Source organism: Mangrovicoccus algicola, from assembly GCF_014903745.1.
GTDB lineage: Bacteria > Pseudomonadota > Alphaproteobacteria > Rhodobacterales > Rhodobacteraceae > Mangrovicoccus > Mangrovicoccus algicola.
In genome coordinates this window covers 1-19,837 of the sequence record NZ_JACVXA010000076.1, presented here as the reverse complement: position 1 = coordinate 19,837, position 19,837 = coordinate 1, and the positions used below count along the sequence as shown (strand labels likewise).

Below are 19,837 nucleotides of genomic sequence, written 5' to 3'. Positions count from 1 at the left end.
GGGCCCGGCGCCGCGCACGCCCGTCCAGCGCGATCAGCTCCGCCGGGGCCGCGGCCAGCGGGCCCAGACCCGGCAGGCCGCTTTTCACCAGCTGCCGGTTCGACCCGCCCGCATCATGCCGCAGGAAGCAGGAGATCATCGCCAGCCGCCCCAAGGGCCCGCCGGGCCCCTCCAGCAGGTGCAGCGACCCGGTCCGTCCCGGCGCGACCTCGCCCAGCACCGAGGAAATCCGCAGATCGGCCCCCAGAAGCGGGCCCGCGGGCGGCGACAGCCGCAGGGCGGTGGCGCAGAAGGCGGCATAGACCGGGTGGCCCTGCGCGTCGCGGAAGGCGGTGCCGGTCTGGCCGGCCCCCTCCGCGATCAGCCCCCAGTGCCGGTCGCCGCAGGCGCGCAGCAGCCATTGCTCCGACAGGCCGAAGGGCGAAAGCTGGGCCATGCCCAGCCGCATGCGGTCGCGGGCCTGCGGCGCGGCGGTCCCGGCATTCAGGCGCAGCGCGGCGGTCATGCGCCGACCCTCGCATCGGCCATCTGTGCCGCGATCTGCCCCGCGAGGTGGCGGCTGTCCTCCTCGATGCCCAGGAACCGGCCCGAGCCCCAGGTGTTCAGCCAGCCCAGCCCGATGAAATGCAGCCCCCGATGCGCCGTCACCCCGCGCTCGAAGACCGGCTTGCCGCGGGCATCGAAGACATCCGCCTCGATCCAGGAATAATCCGGCCGGAAGCCGATCGCCCAGAGGACCGAGGTGATCCCCGCCGCGGCCAGATCCAGCGCCACCGGCTCTTCCTCCGGCTCCCAGACCCTGGCAAAGGGCGGCTCCGCCGGCGCGTCGATGCCCCCGCGCGCGATATGGGCGTCGATCATCTCGCGGATGCCGCAATAGCTGCGGTCGGCATCGTCCAGATTCCTGGCCAGATCCGGCAGGAACCGCAGCTGCGTCCCGTCCATCCCCGCCAGCGATCCGTGCAGCTCGACCCCGTGATCGACATGCCAGCGGCGCAGGTCGATCTCCTTGCCGCCATCGCGGCCGGACATGTAGTGGTTGGTCTGGGTCAGCGCCTTCACCGGATCGGGATGCTCGGCGATGGTGATCGCGTAATGGCCCATCTCGTAGAGCCAGTCGGTGGCATCGCGGCCGCGATACCGGCGCGGGGAACGCGGCGCGGGACCGACGGCGAGATGCACCTTGCGCCCGGCGCGGATGAAATCCTCCATCAGCTGCACCCCCGATTGCCCGGTCCCGACGATCAGCACGCCGCCTTCGGGGAACTGTTCGGGATTGCGGTACTCGACGGAATGCATCTGGAAGATCCCCGGATCCAGATCCCCGGCGTAATCCGGCTCGATCGGCGTGTCATAGCCGCCGGTCGCGATCACCACCTGATCGGCGGCCCAGGCGCCGGCCGAGGTCTCGACGACGAAGCCGCCGCCCGGCTGCGGCGCGACCCGCCGCACCTCCACCCCCTCGCGCAGGTCGGGGGCGGTCCGGGCGGCGAAGGCGTCCAGATAGGCGGTGATCTCGTCCTTGACCATGAACCCGTCGGGATCGGTGCCGCCATACTCCCGGTCATAATGGAAATCGGGCAGCCGGCATTGCCAGTTGGGCGTCACCAGGCAGAAGCTGTCCCAGCGGTTCTCCCGCCAGGAATGGAACCGGCCATGGCGTTCGAAGACGAGGCTTTCGATCCCGTGCTTCCTGAGTTCCCAGGCGACCGACAGCCCGGCCTGGCCGCCGCCGACGATGATCACCGGGACATGCGGGGGGGCGAGATCCTTCATGGGGTCTTCCTTCATTGGCTGATGGCAAGGCAGGCGATCCGCGCGCCCGGCGCCTCGTCCATGGCGGCGATGCGCGCCTCGATGGCGTCGAGCTGGGCCATGGCGGAGCTGCAGGCGAAACCGTATCTGCGCGCCACCCGGTCCGAGGCGCGTTCCATCGCGATGCGGGCGCGGGCCAGGAAATCGGCGACCGGATAGGTTTCGCCGGGGGTGAAGATCTCGGCCACGACGGAGGAGGGCGAATAGAGCCGCTCCTCGGCGCCGTCGGGCCAGCGGACGGTCCAGTAGGTCTCAGGCATGGGGGACTCCGAGGTCGAGATAGGGCGTGGCGGCGTGGTCCCAGAACAGGGCGCGGTCCTCGCCATCGGTCAGGGTGACGGCCGATCCGGGCAGGACGCGGCCGATGGCGGCGGCGTCGATGCCGCGGGCGGCGAAACGGGCGCAGACGGCATTGGCCGCCTCCGGCGCGACCGAGAGAAGGAAGCCGAAGCTGGGGAAGCTGCGCAGCCAGCGCTCGGGCGCGATGCCCCGCGGCGGGGTCAGCGCGGCGAGGTCGATCTCGATGCCGACGCCCGAGCATTCCGCCAGCATCAGCGCCGTGCCGATGATGCCGCCCTGGCTGATATCCTTGCCCGCCCGCACCAGCCCCGCCGCCGCCAGGTCCGGCAGGATCGCCAGATCGCCCCGCAGCCGTTCCGGCGGCGCCTCCAGCGCGGCGCAGAAATTGTCGAAATTCACATAAGCCCCGCGCGGGTCGATGGCCGCGATCAGCAGGTCGCCGGGCCGGGCGTCGAAACTGGTGATCAGCCGCTCCGCCTTGCCCAGGACCGACACGGCCAGCCCCAGCGCGGGCGCGCCGAAATTCGTGTGCCCGCCCACCAGCGGCACGCCATAGGCGGCGGCCGCATCGCGCAGCCCGTCCATCAGCGGCCGCGCGGCCGCGGCCGAAGGCGCCCAGATCTGGTCGAGGATGGCCGTCGCCCGCCCGCCCATGGCGGCGATGTCCGAGAGGTTGACCATCACCCCGCACCAGCCCGCGAACCAGGGGTTTTCTTCGACGAAACCGGGGATGAACCCTTCGCCCGCCAGCAGGTCCCAGCCCGCGCCATTGGCCAGCGCGGCGGCATCGTCGCCGGGCCGCCCCGGCGCGCCGGCCGACAGGCCGAGCCCCGCCACCGCCTGCCCGATGCCCAGCTTGGAGCGGATCGAGGGATGGGCGCGCAGCCGCTCCGCAAGGCCGGCCAGATCGGTGGAGGCACCGGCCATCATGCCGCGACCCGCCGCGGCCGGTGATACCAGCCCGCCACCGGGTCGGCGCAGGGCGGATAGTGGTCCAGCCGCGCCTCCATCAGCGCATGGGGATGGCCATGGATCTCCACCTGGTCCGTCACGTCCCAGCGCAGCCGCCGGAACAGCACCACGTTCCGGGCCTGCACATGGGCGCGGAACGTGTGGCAGCCGCGGGCATTCGCGGTGCAGACGGCCAGCCGGATCAGCTCGGCCCCCAGCCGCCCGACATGGCGGAATTCGCGGTCCACGGCCAGGCGCGACCCCCACCACAGACCCGGATGCTCCTCGTGGAGGCGCACCGTGCCCACCACCTGGTCCGCCTCATGCGCATAGGTGGACAGCGCCACCAGATGCGTGGCGACAAGGTCGGTCGCGTCGCGGTCGTGATCGGCAAAGATCCCCTGTTCCTGCACGAAGACCCGGTGGCGCAGCGCGGCGGCGCCTTCGGCCTCCCAGCGGGTGGAGGCGGCGCGGATGTAGTATCCGGGGGCGTGGAACTCCCGCGGCTCGGGGAAGATCATGCCGGCACCTTCAGCTTTTCATAGGTGGACAGCGCCGAGCAGGCCCCGCATTTGCCGCAGCCCGCCTTGATCTCGGAGGACCGCATGCCGGAGGCAGTGACCATCGCCCCCAGCGGCCGCAGGATGGAGGCCATGAAGTCCGACCTGGGCGCCGGGTGGCTTTCCAGCGGCGTCCCCGAGATCGGCACGAAGGGCACGACGAAGGGATAGACCCCCATCGCGCAGAGCTTTTCGCTCATCGCGAGGATCGCCTCGGCGGTGTCGCCGAGCCCGGCGAGGATATAGGTGGAGACCTGGCCGCGGCCGAAGACCTTCACCGCCGCCTCGAAGCTGGCGAAGTACTTCTCCAGCGGCACGGAGGCCTTGCCCGGCATGATCCGCGCCCGGATCTCCGGCGTGACCGCCTCCAGATGCATCCCCAGCGCGTCGACCCCCGCATCGCGCATCCGGCGGTGCCAGATGTCGTCCTCGGGCGGCTCGCATTGCGCTTGGATCGGCAGGTCGACGGCGGCCTTGATGGCGCGCGCGCTGTCGCAGAGCACCGCGGCCCCGCGATCCGCACCCCTGGGCGTGCCGGTGGTCAGCACCATATGCGTCACCCCGTCCAGGACGACCGCCGCCTTCGCGACCTCGGCCAGCTGCTGCGGCGTCTTGTGCGCGACGGTGCGTCCGGCCGCCAGCGACTGGCCGATCGAGCAGAACTGGCAGGTCTTCTTGCGGCTCTCATAGCGGATGCAGGTCTGCAGCACCGTCGTGGCCAGCACGTCCCTGGAATGCAGCACCGCGATCTTGTTCATCGCCACGCCGTCCGAGGTGGTCAGGTCGTAGAAATGCGGCCGCGCAGGGAAGCTGATCCGCGCGACCTCCGCCCCGTCGCGGGTGACGCGGGCGCGGCCATCGGGGCCCGGCGCCTCCACCAGATAGGGACTGTCGAAGGCGGGGGCGGTATGCACCGGCACCATGACGGTGACGTCGCCGAGGCTGACCGCCTTGTGGTCCGAGGGGCCCGCGCCGCCGCGGCGGCTTTCATGGCCAGCGCGCGGATCGACCAGCCGCATGCCGCGGGTCTGCAGGTCGTTGATCAGGTCGGAACGGTCCATATCAGGCATGTTCGGCGGTCTCCTCGGGTTCGGGCAGGACCTCGTGGCGGGTCAGGGCGGGGCGGGCATCGTGCAGCAGGCTGAGAAGCTCGGGGCGGGCGTAATGGCCGACCGCATCCATCATCCGCTTGCGCTTGGCGATCAGCCGCATGTCCAGATCGGCGATCACCATGCCCTCGCCCTCGGTCAGCGGAGGGGCCAGATGACGGCCTTCGGGCGAGATGATGCAGGTCATGCAGCCCGAGCGCATCGCCTTCTGCAAGCTTGGATTGGGATGGATCTGCGCGATCTGCGCCTCGCTCAGCCAGCCGGTGGAATTGACCACGAAACAGCCCGCTTCCAGCGCATGGTGGCGCATCGTCACCTCGATCTGGTCGCGGAAGATGTCGCCGACCAGCGACCCCGGATAGTGCCCGGCATGGATTTCCTCGTGCTGGGTCATCAGCGCATAGCGCGCCAGCGGGTTGTAATGCTCCCAGCAGGCCAGCGCGCCGACCCGGCCGACGGCGGTGTCCGCGACCTTCAGCCCGGCGCCGTCGCCCTGACCCCAGACCATGCGTTCGTGATAGGTGGGGGTGATCTTGCGCCGCTTCAGCGCAAGCGTGCCATCGGCGTCGAAGACCAGCTGCGTGTTGTAGAGCGATCCGTGGTCGCGCTCGTTCACGCCCAGAACCACCACGGCCCCGTGTTTCCGCGCCGCCTCCGCCACCGCCGCCATCTCGGGGGAGGGGATGGTGACGGCCTCCTTCATCAGCTCCAGATGCGGCGCGCCCTGCTGCACGGGCGGCAGCACGAAGGAGAAATACGGGTAATAGGGCACGAAGGTCTCGGGAAAGACGAGAAACTGCGCGCCCTTTCCGGCGGCTTCGGCGATGGCGTTCAGCACGCGCTCCACCGTCCCGGCGCGCCCCGAGAGGTCGGGGGCGATCTGGATCGCGGCGGCGCGGATCGTGTCGGTTCTCATGGGCTCTGCCTCTTGCGGCACGGGGAAAGGGGGCGCGGACAGCGGGGGATGCCGCCGCCCGCGCCGGGCAGGGTCACACGGTCCAGGTGTCCAGGATGACGGCATCTGCCTTCTTGTGCAGCAGGATGCAGTCCAGCACGTCCTGCGGCGCGATGGGGGTGATCCCGGGCAGAAGCGACGGCTCGCCATGGCCATAGAGCGCCTGCAGCGCGAAGCGGCAGGCATAGACCTTGCCGCCCTCGCCCATGAACTTCTTGAGGTTGACCGCGAAATTCTGGTGACCCGGAAAGGCCTCGTCGCCCAGCGTCGGGAAACCGCGCTGGATGCCCAGCGTCACGCCCGGCCCGTAGAGCAGGATCGAGGTTTCATAGCCCTTGCGGTTGAGGCGGATGGCGTTCAGGATGTTGACTAGACCGATCGATCCCTCGAAGGCGACCGTGTGGAAGGTCACCAGCGCCTTCTCGCCCGGCTCGGCCTTGACGTCCTCGAAGACCTTTTCCTCGTAATCGACGAAGACATCCCCGTCCTTATGCGCTTCCTTGGTAACGGCTGGCATCGCGATCTCCTTGGCTGATGTCCTGCCTCCGTCATGACCCCGCCAAAGCATGCAATCAAAATGCAATTCAATATGCATACAATCTCACAGCCGATTCTCCCGGTATGCGCCAATTTTGCGCTTTCTTCGGGGCCATCTGCACATATCCACGTCAGGATTCGGCTGGGCCCTCCCTGTTTGGGCGGCAATTGAGTCGGAATTGAACCGACTCAATCGTGCATACATACAATCCGCTTCAATCCCGGCGATACCTGCGCTAGGAGGAGGCATGACCGACTGGAGCCCCGCCCCCGCCCCGCCGGGCCGTCCGCGCTATCTCGCGATCGCCGACGCCCTGGAGACCGATATCCGCGACGGCCGCCTGCGCCCGGGCGACCGCCTGCCGCCGCAGCGGCAGCTGGCGGCGCGGCTGGGGATCGATTTCACCACCGTCAGCCGCGCCTATGCCGAGGCCCAGGCCCGCGGCCTGACCGAGGCGCGGGTCGGGCGGGGCACCTTCGTCAGCGCGCCGGCCGCCCCCGAAGCGCGGCCCGATGCGGCGCGCGCCGCCGAGACCGACCTGAGCATGAACATGCCGCCGGAACCTGCCGATCCCGAGCTTCTGGGCCGGATGCAGGCGGGGCTGGGCTATGTCGCGGCCAATCTCGTGCCGCTCCTGCGCTACCAGTCGCCGGTGGGATCAGAGAAGGACCGCGTCGCGGCCTCCAGCTGGCTGAGCCTGCGCGGCATGGTTCCGCGGCTGGACCGCATCGCGGTGACGCCCGGCGCCCATGCCACGATCACCGCCATCCTGACGCTGCTGGCGCGGCCGGGCGACCGCATCCTGTGCGAGGCCGTCACCTATCCGGGGCTGCGCAACATCGCCGGGCGGCTGGGGATCGGGCTGGTCGGGCTGGAGATGGATGGCGACGGCGTGCTGCCCGACGCGCTGGACCGGGCGATCCGGCAGGAGGGGCCGCGCGCGCTCTATCTCAACCCGACGCTGCAGAATCCGACCACGATCACCGTGCCGGTGACGCGGCGGCTGGAACTGGGCGAGGTGCTCAACCGCCACGGCCTGCCGCTGATCGAGGATGACGCCTATGGCTTCATCCCGCCCAAGGCGCCCGCGCCGCTGGCGGTGACGGCTCCGGACCTGACCTGGCATATCGGCGGGCTGGCCAAATGCATCGGGGCGGGGCTGCGCCTGGCCTATACGGTCGCCCCCTCGGGGCGCGAGGCCCATGCCCTGGCGCAGGCGCTGCGCGCCACGGCGGTCATGCCGCCGCCCCTGAGCATGGCGCTGGCCACGCAATGGATCGAGGACGGCACCGCCGACGGCATCCGCCGGTTCATCCGCGCCGAAAGCGCCGCGCGCCAGAGGCTTGCCGCGGAGATGCTGGAAGGCCAGGACTTTGCCGGGGCCGAACACGCCTTCAACCTGTGGCTGAGCCTGCCCGAGGGCATCACCCGCGCCGATATCGTCGCGCGCATGGCCGGGCGGCCGCTGGGGCTGATGCCCGCCGATGCCTTCACCGTCGCGGGGCCGGTGCCGGAGCGGCTGCGGGTCTGCCTGGGCGGCGCCGTGACGCGCGATGCGCTGCGCGAACAGCTGTTCTTCCTGGCCAACGTGATGTCGCCCAACGCCTTCATGGGCTGAGGCTGGGTTTTCTTTGAACCGCGGCGCCGCGCGGCGCGACCCTGCTGCAGAACCATCGCAACAGGAGACAGACGATGTTCCGCACCCTGCCCCTGGCGGCCCTGATCCTTGCCGCCCCGATTGCCGTCCTTGCCGCCGGATCGGACATGACGACGCCGCCGGTTTCGACCGAAACCACCCGGACCTGCACCGACGGGATGGTCTGGAGCGACCGCAAGGGCGCCTGCATCGCCCCGCAAAGCGGCGCGCTGGACGATGACGTGCTGTACGGGGCGGTGCGCGAATTCGCCTATGCCGGGCAATATGGCGATGCCGCCGCGGCGCTGGATGCCATGTCCGACCAGCACGATGACCGCGTGCTGACCTATCGCGGCTTCATCGCGCGCAAGTCGGGCGACGTGGCGGGCGGGATGCAGTGGTACCGCGCCGCGCTGAGCGCCAATCCCGACAACCTGCTGGTGCGGTCCTATATGGGGCAGGGCCTGGTCGAGAGCGGCGATCCCGCGGGCGCGCGCGACCAGCTGGCCGAGATCCGCCTGCGCGGCGGGGCGGGAAGCTGGGCGGAACTGGCGCTGGCCCGCGCCATCCGCACCGGGCACGGGTTCAGCTACTGACCGCAGCGCCTCCGCCCCGCGAGGAGCGGGGCGCACAGCCACGGACCGGGCGCGCGGCCCCCGTCCCCCTTCCCGGGTCGCCGCCTGCGCGGCCGGGCCGGCCTCTGGCCGCGCCCGGCCGATCGCGCCGGGATCAGGCCGCTGCCAGCCGCGCCCCCGTGCTTCCGTCGAAGTAATGCAGGTCGGCCGTGTCATAGCCCAGCCCGATCGGCTGGTCGCGGCTCAGCGCGATATCCGGCGGCAGGCGCGCGGTCAGTTCCTGCCCGCCGAAGCGGCAGATGGCCAGCGTGTCCGATCCCAGCGGCTCGCAGACATCCACCACCGGGGCGAACCGCGCCGCGCCCGGGGCGGCAGGCACCAGATGCTCGGGCCGGATGCCGATGTCCAGGGGGGCGCCATCGGGCAGGGGCACCTCGCCCAGGTCCAGCGCCTCGTTGCCGACGCGCAGCCGCGGCGCCGCGCCCGAGCGGTCGAGATGCCCCGAGAAGACGTTCATCTGCGGCGAGCCTATGAATTCCCCGACAAAGCGGCAATTGGGCCGGGAATACAGCTGCATCGGCGGGCCTTCCTGCACCAACCTGCCGCCGCGCAGCACCACGACCCGGTCGGCCAGGGTCATCGCCTCGGTCTGGTCATGGGTGACATAGACGGTCGTCGTGCCCAGCATCGCATGCAGCCGCTTGATCTGGGTGCGCATCTCCACCCGCAGCTTGGCGTCGAGATTGCTCAGCGGTTCGTCGAAAAGGAAGACCGACGGTTCGCGCACGATGGCGCGCCCCATGGCCACGCGCTGGCGCTGGCCGCCGGAAAGCTGGCCGGGCTTGCGGTCGAGATAGTCGCCGATCTGCAGGATATCCGCCGCCTGCGCGACGCGCGCCGCGATGTCGGCGGGTTTCCAGCCGCGCATCTTCAGCCCGAAGCCGATATTGTCGCGGATCGTCATATGCGGGTAGAGCGCGTAATCCTGGAACACCATCGCCACGTCGCGATCCTTGGGCTCCATCTCGTTGACCACGCGCCCGCCGATGGCGAGCCGGCCGCCCGAGATCTCCTCCAGACCCGCGAGCATGCGCAGCATCGTCGACTTGCCGCAGCCCGAGGGCCCCACGAAGGCCACGAATTCGCCATCGGCGATCTCCAGGTCGATGCCGTGGATCGCCTGCACCGCCCCGTAGCGTTTCACGATCCCGTCCAGACGGATATCGGCCATGTCTCCTCCTCCCTGCCGCCCGGTGAAATCAGGGCTTGCATTATCGATAATAAAGACGTTATCGATATTGATAATGGAAGGCAAGCCCGTCGAGGGCCAGGAAAGGACAGTCCGGCAGATGGCCGTGGAAAGCTTCAGCCCCTCTTCGATCGCCGATATGGTGCCGCGCAGGTCCAGCCGCCGCAGCCACGCGGTCTTCGTTGCGCTGCAGCGCGAGATCGTTCTGGGCACGCAGGCGCCGGGCCTGACCCTGACCGAACTGGATCTGGCCCAGCGTTTCGGCTGCAGCCAGGGCACGGTGCGCGAGGCGCTGATGCGGCTCAGCGAGGAAGGCCTGGTGATGCGCCAGCCCCATCGCGGCACTCAGGTCGCCCCCTGCGACGCCGCCGATGCGCGCGCCCTGCTGCAGCTGCGCCGCGAGATCGAGTGCCGCCACCTGGACCGGGTCGCCGCGCGGGTCGATGCGCCACTGCTGGAAGATCTGCGCGCCTGTCTCGACGCGATGCGCAACGCCGCGCGCGACGGGGACGAATACCGCCTGTCGGTGCAGGACCGGGCCTTTCACGCGCGGCTCTTCGCGGCGGCGGAGCTGCCGCTGGTGGCGCCGATCCTGACCCGCTGCCTGATCCATGCGCATCGCTACAAGATCCTGAATTCCCGGCCCAACCGCGCGCTTGAGGAAACCGCCGAACGGCATGTGCCGATCCTGGCGGCGCTGGAGGCGCGCGACGTGGCGGCGCTTGGCGGGCTTCTGGGCCATCACATCGCCACGATCGTGGATTTCGGCCCCGACCTGACCGATGCGGAGGAGATCGCATGAACGGACCCTCGGCGACGATGCAGGCCGTGCTGGACCGGCTGGCGGCGGAGGATGCCGGGCTGGGCGATCCGACGCTGCTGCCGCCGCAGACCGGGCGGGCGCTGGCGGCGCTGACGAACCTGCGCTGGTCCGCCGATCTGCCCGCGGTGGCAGAGGCGCGCAGCGTGATGGCGGCGGGACTGCCCGCGCGGCTGGTCGTGCCGGAAAACGACGATGGCACGCGGGCGATCCTGCATGTCCATGGCGGCGGCTGGGCCTTCTGCTCGGCGGCGACCCATGAGGGTGCGGCGCGGCGGCTGGCCAATGCCTGCGGCTGTCCGGTGCTGACGGTGGAATACCGCCTGGCGCCCGAGCATCCCTATCCCGCCGGGCTGGAGGATGTGCTGGCCGCCTGGGCGGCGCGCGATCCGGCGCGGCGCTGGAGCATCGCGGGCGACAGCGCGGGGGCGAACCTGGCGCTGGCGGCGATGCTGCGGCTGATCGGGCAGGGGGCGGAGCTGCCCGGGACGGGACTGCTGTTCTACGGCGTCTATGGCGCCGATTTCGACACGCCGAGCTATCGCGCCCATGAATTCGGCCCCGGCCTGACCCGCGCCAAGATGCAGCGCTACTGGGACTGGTACGCGCCCGAAGCGGAACGCGGCCATCCCGAGCTGGCGCCGCTGCTGGCCGCGGATGACGCGCTGGCCGCGCTGCCGCCGCTCTATCTCAACGCCGCCGGGCTGGATCCGCTGCGCTCCGAGACCGAGGCGCTGGCCGCGCGGCTGGCCGGGCTGGGACGGTCCGACCGTTTCGACCTCGTGGAGGGGGTCGTGCACGGCTTCATGCAGATGGGGCCGCTCCTGCCGGAGGCGCGCGATGCCTTCGCGCGGGCAGGGGAGGCCTTTCAACGCAAACCCGCTTGAGGAGGCGGGACAATCAGGGAGGAGGAAACATGACTTTCGCAAGGATCGGGGCGGCCTCTGTGCTGGCCCTCGCCGCGGGGCTGGCCCATGCCGACAGCACGGTGCGCTTCTGGTATCATTTCGACAATGCCGACAACCCGATGGACGCGCTGGTCGCGGAATTCGAGGCGGCCAATCCGGGCATCACGGTCGAGGCCGAGAACGTCCCCTGGAACAGCTATTACGACCAGCTTTACACCGCGATCATCGGCGGCAGCGCCCCGGATGCGGCGATGGTCAAGATGTTCGCCCAGCCGCGGCTGGTGGAGATGGGCGCGCTGGAACCCATCGGCGACAAGCTGGCGGAATGGGACGGGGCGGCGGGGCTGCAGGACAACCTGCTGGACCTGACCCGCGCCGCCGACGGCAACCAGTATTACCTGCCGGTGCAATACGTGGTGCTGTATCTCTATTACCGCGCCGACATGTTCGAGGAGCTGGGGCTGGAGGTGCCGCAGACCTGCGAGGATTTCCGCGCGGCGGCACAGGCGCTGACCCGCGACACCGATGGCGACGGGCAGACGGATGTCTGGGGCTTCGGCTTCCGCGGGGCCAAGGGCGGGCATGACCACTGGGCCAGCCTCACGCTGGGCCGCGAGGGCGTCGGCCTGCAGGACGGGCTGACCAGCGCGGCGGGCGTGGCTGGGACGCAATTCGTCGCCGACCTGTTCCGGACCGACAAGGTGTTTCCGCCCTCCGCGCCCAATGACGGGTTCCAGGAAATCATCGGCGCCTTCAAGGCCGGCAAGACCGCGATGACGATCCACCATATCGGATCGGCCAATGGCATGGTCGAGGCGCTCGGCGACAAGGTGGCGGCCGCGCCGGTGCCCGAATGCGGCGGCGGGCGCTGGACCTCCTTCGGCGACGAGAGCACGGCCGTTCTCTCCTCGGCAGAGGACAAGGACGCCGCCTGGAAATGGATCGCCTTCCTGTCCTCCGAGGGCAATAACGCGCGGTTCAACGAGGCGACCGGCCAGCTGCCCGTCGTGAAGGCCGACAGCGCCGGCTGGACGTTGCATCCCCAGCGCTTCGTCGAGGCCACCGTCGACAGCCTGCCCTTCGCGCATCTGCTGCCCGACAGCGCCGCGACGGCCGATTTCGTCAATACCGTCTGGCCGACCGCGATGCAGCGCGTGCTGACCGGCGCGATCACGGCCGAGGAGATGAATGCCGAGATCGCGGCGCTGTTCGACGACTGAGCCCCGCGGCCGGGGCGCGACCCGCCCCGGCCTTCCTGACGTTCCGCAAGCGAGCCGGATCATGACCGACCTTTCCCTGTCCCGCCCCGCCCCGGCGGAGGCGCCGGTGCCGCGCGCGCTGGCCCGCCGGGTGCTGCCCTATGCGATGCTGTCCCCGGCCGTGCTGGTGACGCTGGCCATCGTCTTCCTGCCGATGGTCCAGACCGCCTGGATGAGCCTGCATGACTACGTGCTGTTCCGCCCCAACGATTTCACCTGGGTGGGGCTGAAGAATTTCCGCGCCGCCCTGGCCGACGAGGTGTTCTGGATCTCGCTGGGCCATACCGCGATCTGGATGGCGGTCACGATCCCCGCGCAGCTGCTTCTGGGGCTGGTGACGGCGATGCTGCTGAACCAGCCCTTTCCCTGGCGCGGGCTGGCGCGGGCGCTGATCATCATTCCCTGGGCGCTGCCCTCGGTGGTGATCGCGCTGATGTGGGTATGGATCTATGACAGCAATTACGGCATCGCCAACGAGTTCCTGCTGCGCTTCGGGCTGATCCGGCAGGCGATCCCCTGGCTGGCCGATCCCTCCACCGCGCTCGGCGCGATCATCCTGACGCTGACCTGGCAGGGGTTTCCCTTCTTCGCGGTGATGATCCTCGCCGGGCTGCAATCGATCCCGAAAAGCTATTACGAGGCCGCCTCCATCGACGGGGCCTCGGCCTGGAACCAGTTCCGCCACATCACCCTGCCGGGGATCTCGGGGGTCATCATGACCGCGGTGCTGCTGCGGCTGATCTGGGTGGCCAACAGTTTCGACGTGATCTTCGTGATGACCGGGGGCGGGCCGGGCTATGCCACATACACGCTGCCGCTCTATGCCTTCGTGAAGGCGCGCACCAACCTGGATTTCGGCTATGGCTCGGCGATCGCGGTGCTGTTCACGCTGTGCCTGATGGGGGTCGTGGTCTTCTACCTGCGCCGCAGCCTGAAGGGAGCCGAGTGATGGCCCTGCGCCGAGTTTCCACCCCGCGGCGGATCCTGACCGTCGATCTGCCGATGCTGGCGATCCTGGCCTTCACGCTGGGCCCCTATCTGTGGATGTTCCTGACCTCGGTCAGCGAGGAAAGCACGCTCTTCACCCGCGGCCCGTCGCTGGAGGGGGCCAGTTTCGACAACTACCTGCGGCTGTTCCGCACCGTGGGCTTCGGATCGAACCTGATGGACAGCCTGATCGTGTCGCTGGGCACCGTGGCCGTCGGCCTGTCGCTGAGCGTCACCGCCGCCTATGCCTTCTCGCGGTTCAACTTCCGCGGCAAGCGGATCCTGATGCTGCAATTCCTGCTGATCAACATGTTCCCCCTGGTGCTGCTGATCCTGCCGCTTTTCGTGCTGTTCCGGGTGCTGGGGCTGCTGGACACGCATGCGGCGCTGATCATCGCCAATTCGACCGTGGCCATCCCGTTCTCGATCTGGATGATGGTCAGCTACATGAACGGCATCCCGCGCTCGCTGGACGAGGCGGCGATGACCGATGGCTGCACCCGGATGCAGGCGCTGCGCCGCGTCGTGCTGCCCTTGTGCCTGCCGGGGATCATCGCCACCGGCATCTACATCTTCATCACCTCCTGGAACGAGTACCTCTATGCGCTGACCCTGGGCGGCCGCAACGTGCGCACGATCACCGTCGCCGTGCAGACCCTGATCGGCGAATACGAGGTGCAATGGGGGCTTCTGACCGCGGGCGGCATCACCGGCGCGCTCCCGGCCACCATCCTGTTCCTGCTGGTGCAGAAACGCCTGATCTCCGGCCTGACCCAGGGCGCGGTGAAGGGCTGAGGAAAGGACAGAACCTTGGACAATCCCATCGGCATCATCTCCATGCAGTTCACGCGGCCCTTCCGCGGCACGGACCTGCATTATTTCGCCAAAGCGGCGGAGCTGGGCTTCGACTTCGTGGAACTCCTGGTTCCCGAACCCGAGGACGAGCTGCCGCTTGCCGCCGCGCGCAGGGCGGCGGAGGAGGCGGGCCTCTTCCTGGTGCTCGCCGCGCGGGTGAACCCGCAGCGGTCGATCGCCTCGGACGACCCGGCGGCGCGGGAGGGCGGGCTGGCCTATCTGCGCCACTGCGCCGAGGTCGCGGCAGAACTGGGCTGCGACATCGTCGGCGGGCCGCTTTACGGCGAACCCATGGTCTTTGCCGGGCGCCCGCCCGCGCCGCGCACCGACGAGCAGATCGCCACGCGCGCGGCGCGCACCATCGAGGGGCTGGCCGCGGTCGCCCCCCATGCCCGCGCGCAGGGCGTGACCCTTGCGGTCGAGGCGCTGAACCGGTTCGAGACCGACATCCTGTCCACGACGCGCCAGGCGGTGGAACTGGTCGATGCGGTGAACGATGCGGGCGTGCAGCTGATGCTGGACACGTTCCACATGAACATGGAGGACCGCTCGATCCCCGACGCGATCCGCCTGGCAGGCCCCCGCATCGCGCATTTCCAGGCCAATGAAAACCATCGCGGCCATCCCGGCACCGGCCATCTGGACTGGACGGCGATCATGCGCGCGCTGCATCAGGTCGATTACCGCGGGCCGGTCTCGCTGGAGCCGTTCCGCCGCGCCGATGACCGCATCGCGCTGCCCATCGCGCATTGGCGCGCGCCGCGCGAGGATGAAAGCGCCAAGCTGCGCGCCGGGCTCGGCGTGATCCGCAATGCCCTGACCCTGGCGGAGGTGGACCAGTGATCAATATCGGTTGGATCGGCTGCGGGCGCCATGCCCGCCAGATGCTGCTGCCGCAGATGGGGCGCAACGGCATCCGCATCGCCGCGCTGTGCGACCGCGACCCGGCGATGCTGTCGCAGACCGCCGCCGAATACGGGGTGACGGCGCTGCATGACGATTTCCGCGACCTGATCGCCACGCCGGGGCTGGACGCGATCGGCATGGCGGTGGGGCCGGATCTGCACCGCGCCGCCGCCATCGCGGCGCTGGAGCGGGGCCTGCCGGTCTTCATGGAGAAGCCCCCCGCCGCCACCGCGGCGGGCGCGCGCGAGGTGGCCGCCGCCGCGCAGCAGGCGGGCAAGCCGGTCATCGTGGGCTTCATGAAGCGATATTCCACCGGCAACCGCATCGCGAGAAACCTGCTGGACGGCCCGGATTTCGGCCGCGTCCTGGGCCTCACCGGCGCCTACATGACCGCGCCGGGCTATTTCGAGGGGGAGCCGGACTATACCGGTTTCTACCTGCATCACTGCATCCATTACATGGACCTGATCCCCTGGTTCGCGGGCGGGGATTTCGGCGACATGACGGTGCGCCGGGTTTCGCCCGCGCCGGGCAAGCTACTGGTGCATCTGAATTTCACCACCCAGGCGGGGGTGATCGGCAATGTCGTGATGGGCACGGTGCAGTCGCGCGGCACGCCGATGGAGGAGATCCGCATCATGGGCGACCATGCGCGCATCCATGTCGACAACATCATCGACGTGGCGCTGTATCGCGATCCGCCCTTCAAGGCCGAGGACCCCGCCGCGACGCTGGATCCGGCCTGCGACACGCTGAGCTGGCGGCCGAATTTCACCGCCGCCGCCAATGAGGACCACAAGGGCTATGCCGCGCTTCTGGCCGATGCGGCCGCCGTGCTGCGCGGCGAGGACCGCCCGGTCCCGGTCATCGGCGACGGGGTCCGGGCGATGGAGCGGCTGGAACGGATGATCGCGCAGATCGGGCTCTGACCGTTCCGGCAGGTCAGGCGGCGGGCACGACCGCCTCGCCCGCCAGCCGCCGATAGGCGCCGCCCAGGGCCAGCAGCTCCGCATGGGTGCCGGTCTCGACGATGCGCCCGGCCTCCATCACCGCGATCAGGTCGGCATGGGCGATGGTGCTCAGCCGGTGGGCGATCACCAGCACGGTGCGGCCTTCGGACAGCCGCGCCAGCGCCGCCTGGATCTCGCGCTCGGTCTCGGTATCCAGCGCCGAGGTCGCCTCGTCGAGGAGAAGCACGGGCGGATCCTTCAGGAACACCCGCGCGATCGCCACGCGCTGGCGCTGCCCGCCGGAGAGGCGCACGCCGCGTTCGCCGACCACGGTATCCAGCCCCTCGGGCAGGGTGGCGACCAGGTCCTCCAGCCGCGCCAGCGCCACGGCGGCGCGGATCTCCTCCTCCGTGGCGCCCAGCCGGCCATAGGCGATGTTCTCGCGCAGCGTGCCGCCGAACAGGAACACATCCTGCGAGACCAGCCCGATCTGGCGGCGCAGACTTTCCAGCGTCAGGTCTGCGAGCGGCACGCCATCGATGCGGATCTGCCCGCCCGAGGGATCGTAGAAGCGCGGCACCAGCGCCATCATGCTGGACTTGCCCGCCCCCGAGGGCCCGACCAGCGCCACGGTCTGCCCCGGCGCCACCCGCAGCGAGATGTCATGCAGCACCGGCAGCGGATCGTCATAGGAGAAATCCACCCGGTCGAAGACGATCTCGCCCTTCAGCGCGGGCGCCTCGCGCGCCTCCGGCGCATCGGCGATGTCGGGCTCGACCGACAGAAGCTCCTGATAGCGGCGGAACCCGGCAATGCCCTTGGGATAGGTCTCGACCACGGCGGCGATCTTTTCCAGCGGGCGGAAGAACACGCCGACCAGCAGCAGGAAGCCGACGAAGCCGCCGGTCGAGAGCGACCCCGACAGGACATAGCCCGCCCCCGCCACCATCACCACGACCTGCACCAGCCGCAGCCCCATGTAATGGATCGCGGTAGAGACGGCCATGATGCGGTAGGCGTCCAGCTTGGTCTTGCGATAGCCCGCGTTATCGGCGGCGAACAGCGTCTCCTCGTGGCGCTCATTGGCGAAGGCCTGCACCACGCGGATGCCGCCCAGGGCCTCCTCCAGCCGCACGTTGAAGGCGCCGACCCGGCCGTAGATCTCGTGCCAGGCGCGGGTCATGCGGGCGCCGTAGACGGTGACCAGCCAGACCATCAGCGGCACGATGACGGCGGTGATCAGCGCCAGTTCGACATGCAGCGCCATCATCAGCGCGAAGGCCCCGGCAAAGGTCATGACCGCGACCACCAGGTCCTCTGGGCCATGATGGGCGACCTCGCCGATCTCCTCCAGGTCGCGGGTGACGCGGGCGACCAGCTTGCCGGTCTTGGCGCGGTCGTACCAGCGCCAGCTGAGCCGCGTCAGATGGGCGAAGGCGCGCTTGCGCATGTCGGTCTCGATATTGATGCCCAGCTTGTGGCCCCAGTAGATGACCACCCCCATCAGCCCGGTATTGACCGCATAGACGCAGATCAGCGCGATGGCGGCCAAAACCGTCAGACCCCAGTCGCCCAGGGGCAGCAGCCGGTCGATGAAGCCGGTGATCGCCAGCGGAAAGGCCAGCTCCAGCAGGCCCGAGGCGACGGCGCAGCCGAAATCGAGCCAGAACAGCCCCGCATAGGGGCGATAGTAAGACATGAACTGGCGCAGCATGGCGGGTCCTTTATTGCGGAAGCGCGACCGGCGATCCGTCGGCGCGCGACAGGATCTCCATCTCGACGCCGTAGATTCGGCCAAGCACGGCGGGCGCCATCATCTCGGCCGGGGCGCCCCGGAAGGCAAGGGCGCCGCCCTTCATCGCGACGATATGATCGCAGAACCGCGCGGCCATGTTCAGGTCGTGCAGCACGACGACGACCGCGCGGCCTTCCTGCGTCGACATCCGCCGCACCAGCGACAGAACCTCGACCTGATGGGCGATGTCCAGGGCCGAGATCGGTTCGTCCAGCAGCAGGCAGCCCGCCTCCTGCGCCACCAGCATGGCGATCCAGGCGCGCTGCGCCTCGCCGCCGGACAGCGTGTCGACCTGCCGCTCCGCCAGCGGGCCCAGCCCGCAAAGATCCAGCGCCCGGGCGATGGCGGCGCGGTCGGCGGGCCCGGCGCGGCCGAGCGCCCCGTGCCAGGGATAGCGCCCCAGCGCCACCAGTTCGCGCACCAGCATCCCCTCGGCGGCGGGCAGGTGCTGGGGCAGGTAGGCCAGGTCGCGGGCCAGCGCGCGCGCGGACCACCCGGCCAGCGCCCGGCCGCGATAGCGCAGGCTGCCGGAAAACGCGGTCTGGCGCGCCAGGCATTTCAGCAGGGTCGACTTGCCCGATCCGTTATGGCCCAGAAGCCCCGTCACCCGCCCCGCGGGCAGGCGGAGGTCCAGCCCGTCGATCAGGCGGCGGCCGGGCACCTCGACGCGGAGGCCCGCGATCTCGAACAGCGCGGCAGGTTGGGTCATCGCGGTCTCCGCAGCATCAGCCAGATCAGCCAGGGCGTGCCCAGGAGCGACGCGAAGAGGCCAAGCGGCAGGTCATAGGGAAAGCTGGCCATGCGCGCGCCGAAATCGGCCGCCAGCATCAGCAGCGCGCCGGTCAGCACGGCCCCGGCCAGATGCGCGCGCATGGTGGCAAAGCCGAGGCCGCGCGCCAGATGCGGCGCCATCAGCCCGACGAAGCTGACCGGGCCCGACAGCACCGTCGCCGCGCCCGTGGCCAGCCCGGCCAGCAGGATGACCCCGATCCAGGCGGCGCGCAGCGGCAGGCCGAGGCCGCGGGCGACCGACGCCCCCAGCGGCAGGATCTCCAGCCAGCGCGCCATGGCCAGCGCGGCGGCGGTCAGCACGGCCAGGAGCGCGCAGAGCGCGACCGCCCCGGGGGCGGTCAGCCCGGCCGCCGATCCCGACATCCAGGCCAGCACCGCGAAGGCCTGCGGCGTGCCCGAGGACATCAGCACCGACAGGACCGACAGCGCGAAGGCCGAGACCGCGATCCCCGCCAGCAGCACGCGCCCCTGGCCCATCAGCCCGGCCATGGCGACCGCGGCCAGCACCGACAGCGCCAGCGCGCCCCCGGCCGTGGCCCCCAGGGCCAGCCCGATCGCGGTGGGCGCGCCCGCGAGGAACAGCACCCCGGCATAGCCCAGGGTCGCCCCGCCCGAGACGCCCAGCACCTCGGGCGAGGCCAGCGGATTGGCGGTCAGCCGCTGCAGCAGCGTGCCCGCCAGCGCCAGGAGCCCGCCTGCCGCGGCGGCGCCTGCCAACCGCGGCAGGCGACCGGGCAGGAAGGTGGCGGCGCTTTGCGCATCGAGCAGCGTCCAGCCCTGCGGCCCGCGGCCGATCACCGCCAGCGCCACCAGCCCGAGGACCAGCAGGGCGCCGAGACTGGCCAGCGCGCGTCCCGGCCGGGCCAGCCGCGGCACC

21 protein-coding genes are annotated in these 19,837 nt (G+C 70.1%); 9 read left to right on the top strand and 12 right to left on the bottom strand.

What is annotated here, in order from left to right:
• The 8 genes from ICN82_RS18460 to ICN82_RS18425 all read right to left on the bottom strand — a co-directional run.
• The coding region (locus tag ICN82_RS18460) for a Pnap_2097 family protein (RefSeq protein ID WP_330999030.1) at positions 1-505 on the bottom strand (505 nt) is incomplete at its 3' end.
• Positions 502-1,776: an MSMEG_0569 family flavin-dependent oxidoreductase gene (locus ICN82_RS18455; protein WP_193185892.1), complete on the bottom strand. Its 1,275-nt coding sequence runs from the start codon at positions 1,774-1,776 to the stop codon at positions 502-504. The genes ICN82_RS18455 and ICN82_RS18460, both read right to left, overlap by 4 nt.
• Before the next feature lie 11 nt (positions 1,777-1,787).
• Entirely contained in the window at positions 1,788-2,075 is a 288-nt protein-coding gene (locus tag ICN82_RS18450) for an MSMEG_0570 family nitrogen starvation response protein (protein WP_193185888.1), read from the bottom strand.
• Entirely contained in the window at positions 2,068-3,045 is a 978-nt protein-coding gene (locus tag ICN82_RS18445) for a sll0787 family AIR synthase-like protein (protein ID WP_226898597.1), read from the bottom strand. The genes ICN82_RS18450 and ICN82_RS18445 overlap by 8 nt, the downstream gene beginning before the upstream one ends.
• On the bottom strand, positions 3,042-3,587 hold the full coding sequence (locus ICN82_RS18440) for an MSMEG_0567/Sll0786 family nitrogen starvation N-acetyltransferase (protein WP_193185885.1): 546 nt from the start codon (positions 3,585-3,587) through the stop codon (positions 3,042-3,044). The genes ICN82_RS18445 and ICN82_RS18440 overlap by 4 nt, the downstream gene beginning before the upstream one ends.
• On the bottom strand, positions 3,584-4,696 hold the full coding sequence (locus tag ICN82_RS18435; RefSeq protein ID WP_226898596.1) for an MSMEG_0568 family radical SAM protein: 1,113 nt from the start codon (positions 4,694-4,696) through the stop codon (positions 3,584-3,586). The genes ICN82_RS18440 and ICN82_RS18435 overlap by 4 nt, the downstream gene beginning before the upstream one ends.
• The gene (locus ICN82_RS18430; RefSeq protein WP_193185881.1) at positions 4,689-5,651 is read right to left on the bottom strand and encodes a Nit6803 family nitrilase; all 963 of its coding nucleotides are present in this window, start codon (positions 5,649-5,651) and stop codon (positions 4,689-4,691) included. Before ICN82_RS18430 ends, ICN82_RS18435 begins: the two co-directional genes overlap by 8 nt.
• Before the next feature lie 73 nt (positions 5,652-5,724).
• The gene (locus tag ICN82_RS18425; protein ID WP_193185878.1) at positions 5,725-6,207 is read right to left on the bottom strand and encodes an MSMEG_0572/Sll0783 family nitrogen starvation response protein; all 483 of its coding nucleotides are present in this window, start codon (positions 6,205-6,207) and stop codon (positions 5,725-5,727) included.
• A gap of 268 nt (positions 6,208-6,475) precedes the next feature.
• Here ICN82_RS18425 and ICN82_RS18420 point away from each other — a divergent pair, with 268 nt between their 5' ends.
• Both ICN82_RS18420 and ICN82_RS18415 read left to right on the top strand, forming a co-directional pair.
• On the top strand, positions 6,476-7,846 hold the full coding sequence (locus tag ICN82_RS18420) for an aminotransferase-like domain-containing protein (protein WP_193185875.1): 1,371 nt from the start codon (positions 6,476-6,478) through the stop codon (positions 7,844-7,846).
• 74 nt (positions 7,847-7,920) lie between these two features.
• Positions 7,921-8,460 carry a tetratricopeptide repeat protein gene (locus ICN82_RS18415; RefSeq protein ID WP_193185872.1) on the top strand — a complete coding sequence of 180 codons (540 nt, stop codon included), beginning with the start codon at positions 7,921-7,923 and terminating at the stop codon, positions 8,458-8,460.
• A 133-nt stretch (positions 8,461-8,593) separates the two neighbouring features.
• Here the strand turns inward: ICN82_RS18415 and ICN82_RS18410 are convergent, their stop codons facing one another.
• Positions 8,594-9,670 carry an ABC transporter ATP-binding protein gene (locus tag ICN82_RS18410; protein WP_193185868.1) on the bottom strand — a complete coding sequence of 359 codons (1,077 nt, stop codon included), beginning with the start codon at positions 9,668-9,670 and terminating at the stop codon, positions 8,594-8,596.
• A gap of 73 nt (positions 9,671-9,743) precedes the next feature.
• Between ICN82_RS18410 and ICN82_RS18405 the strand changes: the two genes are divergently transcribed.
• The 7 genes from ICN82_RS18405 to ICN82_RS18375 all read left to right on the top strand — a co-directional run bounded on the left by ICN82_RS18405 (position 9,744) and on the right by ICN82_RS18375 (position 16,352).
• Complete coding sequence (locus ICN82_RS18405; RefSeq protein ID WP_226898595.1) at positions 9,744-10,490, top strand: GntR family transcriptional regulator; 747 nt, start codon at positions 9,744-9,746, stop codon at positions 10,488-10,490.
• Positions 10,487-11,395: an alpha/beta hydrolase gene (locus ICN82_RS18400; protein WP_193185865.1), complete on the top strand. Its 909-nt coding sequence runs from the start codon at positions 10,487-10,489 to the stop codon at positions 11,393-11,395. The genes ICN82_RS18405 and ICN82_RS18400 overlap by 4 nt, the downstream gene beginning before the upstream one ends.
• A gap of 29 nt (positions 11,396-11,424) precedes the next feature.
• Positions 11,425-12,636 (top strand): ABC transporter substrate-binding protein, encoded by a 1,212-nt coding sequence (locus ICN82_RS18395; RefSeq protein WP_193185862.1) that lies wholly within the window; start codon positions 11,425-11,427, stop codon positions 12,634-12,636.
• A 61-nt stretch (positions 12,637-12,697) separates the two neighbouring features.
• Positions 12,698-13,624, top strand: coding sequence for a carbohydrate ABC transporter permease (locus ICN82_RS18390; protein ID WP_193185859.1), 927 nt, complete (start codon positions 12,698-12,700; stop codon positions 13,622-13,624).
• Positions 13,624-14,457, top strand: coding sequence for a carbohydrate ABC transporter permease (locus tag ICN82_RS18385; protein ID WP_193185856.1), 834 nt, complete (start codon positions 13,624-13,626; stop codon positions 14,455-14,457). Before ICN82_RS18390 ends, ICN82_RS18385 begins: the two co-directional genes overlap by 1 nt.
• A 15-nt stretch (positions 14,458-14,472) precedes the next feature.
• Positions 14,473-15,360, top strand: coding sequence for a sugar phosphate isomerase/epimerase family protein (locus tag ICN82_RS18380; RefSeq protein ID WP_193185853.1), 888 nt, complete (start codon positions 14,473-14,475; stop codon positions 15,358-15,360).
• Complete coding sequence (locus ICN82_RS18375) at positions 15,357-16,352, top strand: Gfo/Idh/MocA family protein (RefSeq protein ID WP_193185849.1); 996 nt, start codon at positions 15,357-15,359, stop codon at positions 16,350-16,352. Before ICN82_RS18380 ends, ICN82_RS18375 begins: the two co-directional genes overlap by 4 nt.
• A gap of 13 nt (positions 16,353-16,365) precedes the next feature.
• Here ICN82_RS18375 and ICN82_RS18370 read toward each other — a convergent pair whose 3' ends face one another.
• The 3 genes from ICN82_RS18370 to ICN82_RS18360 all read right to left on the bottom strand — a co-directional run.
• A complete protein-coding gene (locus ICN82_RS18370) occupies positions 16,366-18,087 on the bottom strand; it encodes an ABC transporter ATP-binding protein (RefSeq protein ID WP_193185846.1) in 1,722 nt (573 codons plus the stop codon).
• Between the two features lie 10 nt (positions 18,088-18,097).
• The gene (locus ICN82_RS18365; RefSeq protein ID WP_193185843.1) at positions 18,098-18,877 is read right to left on the bottom strand and encodes an ABC transporter ATP-binding protein; all 780 of its coding nucleotides are present in this window, start codon (positions 18,875-18,877) and stop codon (positions 18,098-18,100) included.
• Positions 18,874-19,837: iron chelate uptake ABC transporter family permease subunit (locus ICN82_RS18360; protein WP_193185840.1), on the bottom strand; the 964-nt coding region annotated here is incomplete at its 5' end. The genes ICN82_RS18365 and ICN82_RS18360, both read right to left, overlap by 4 nt.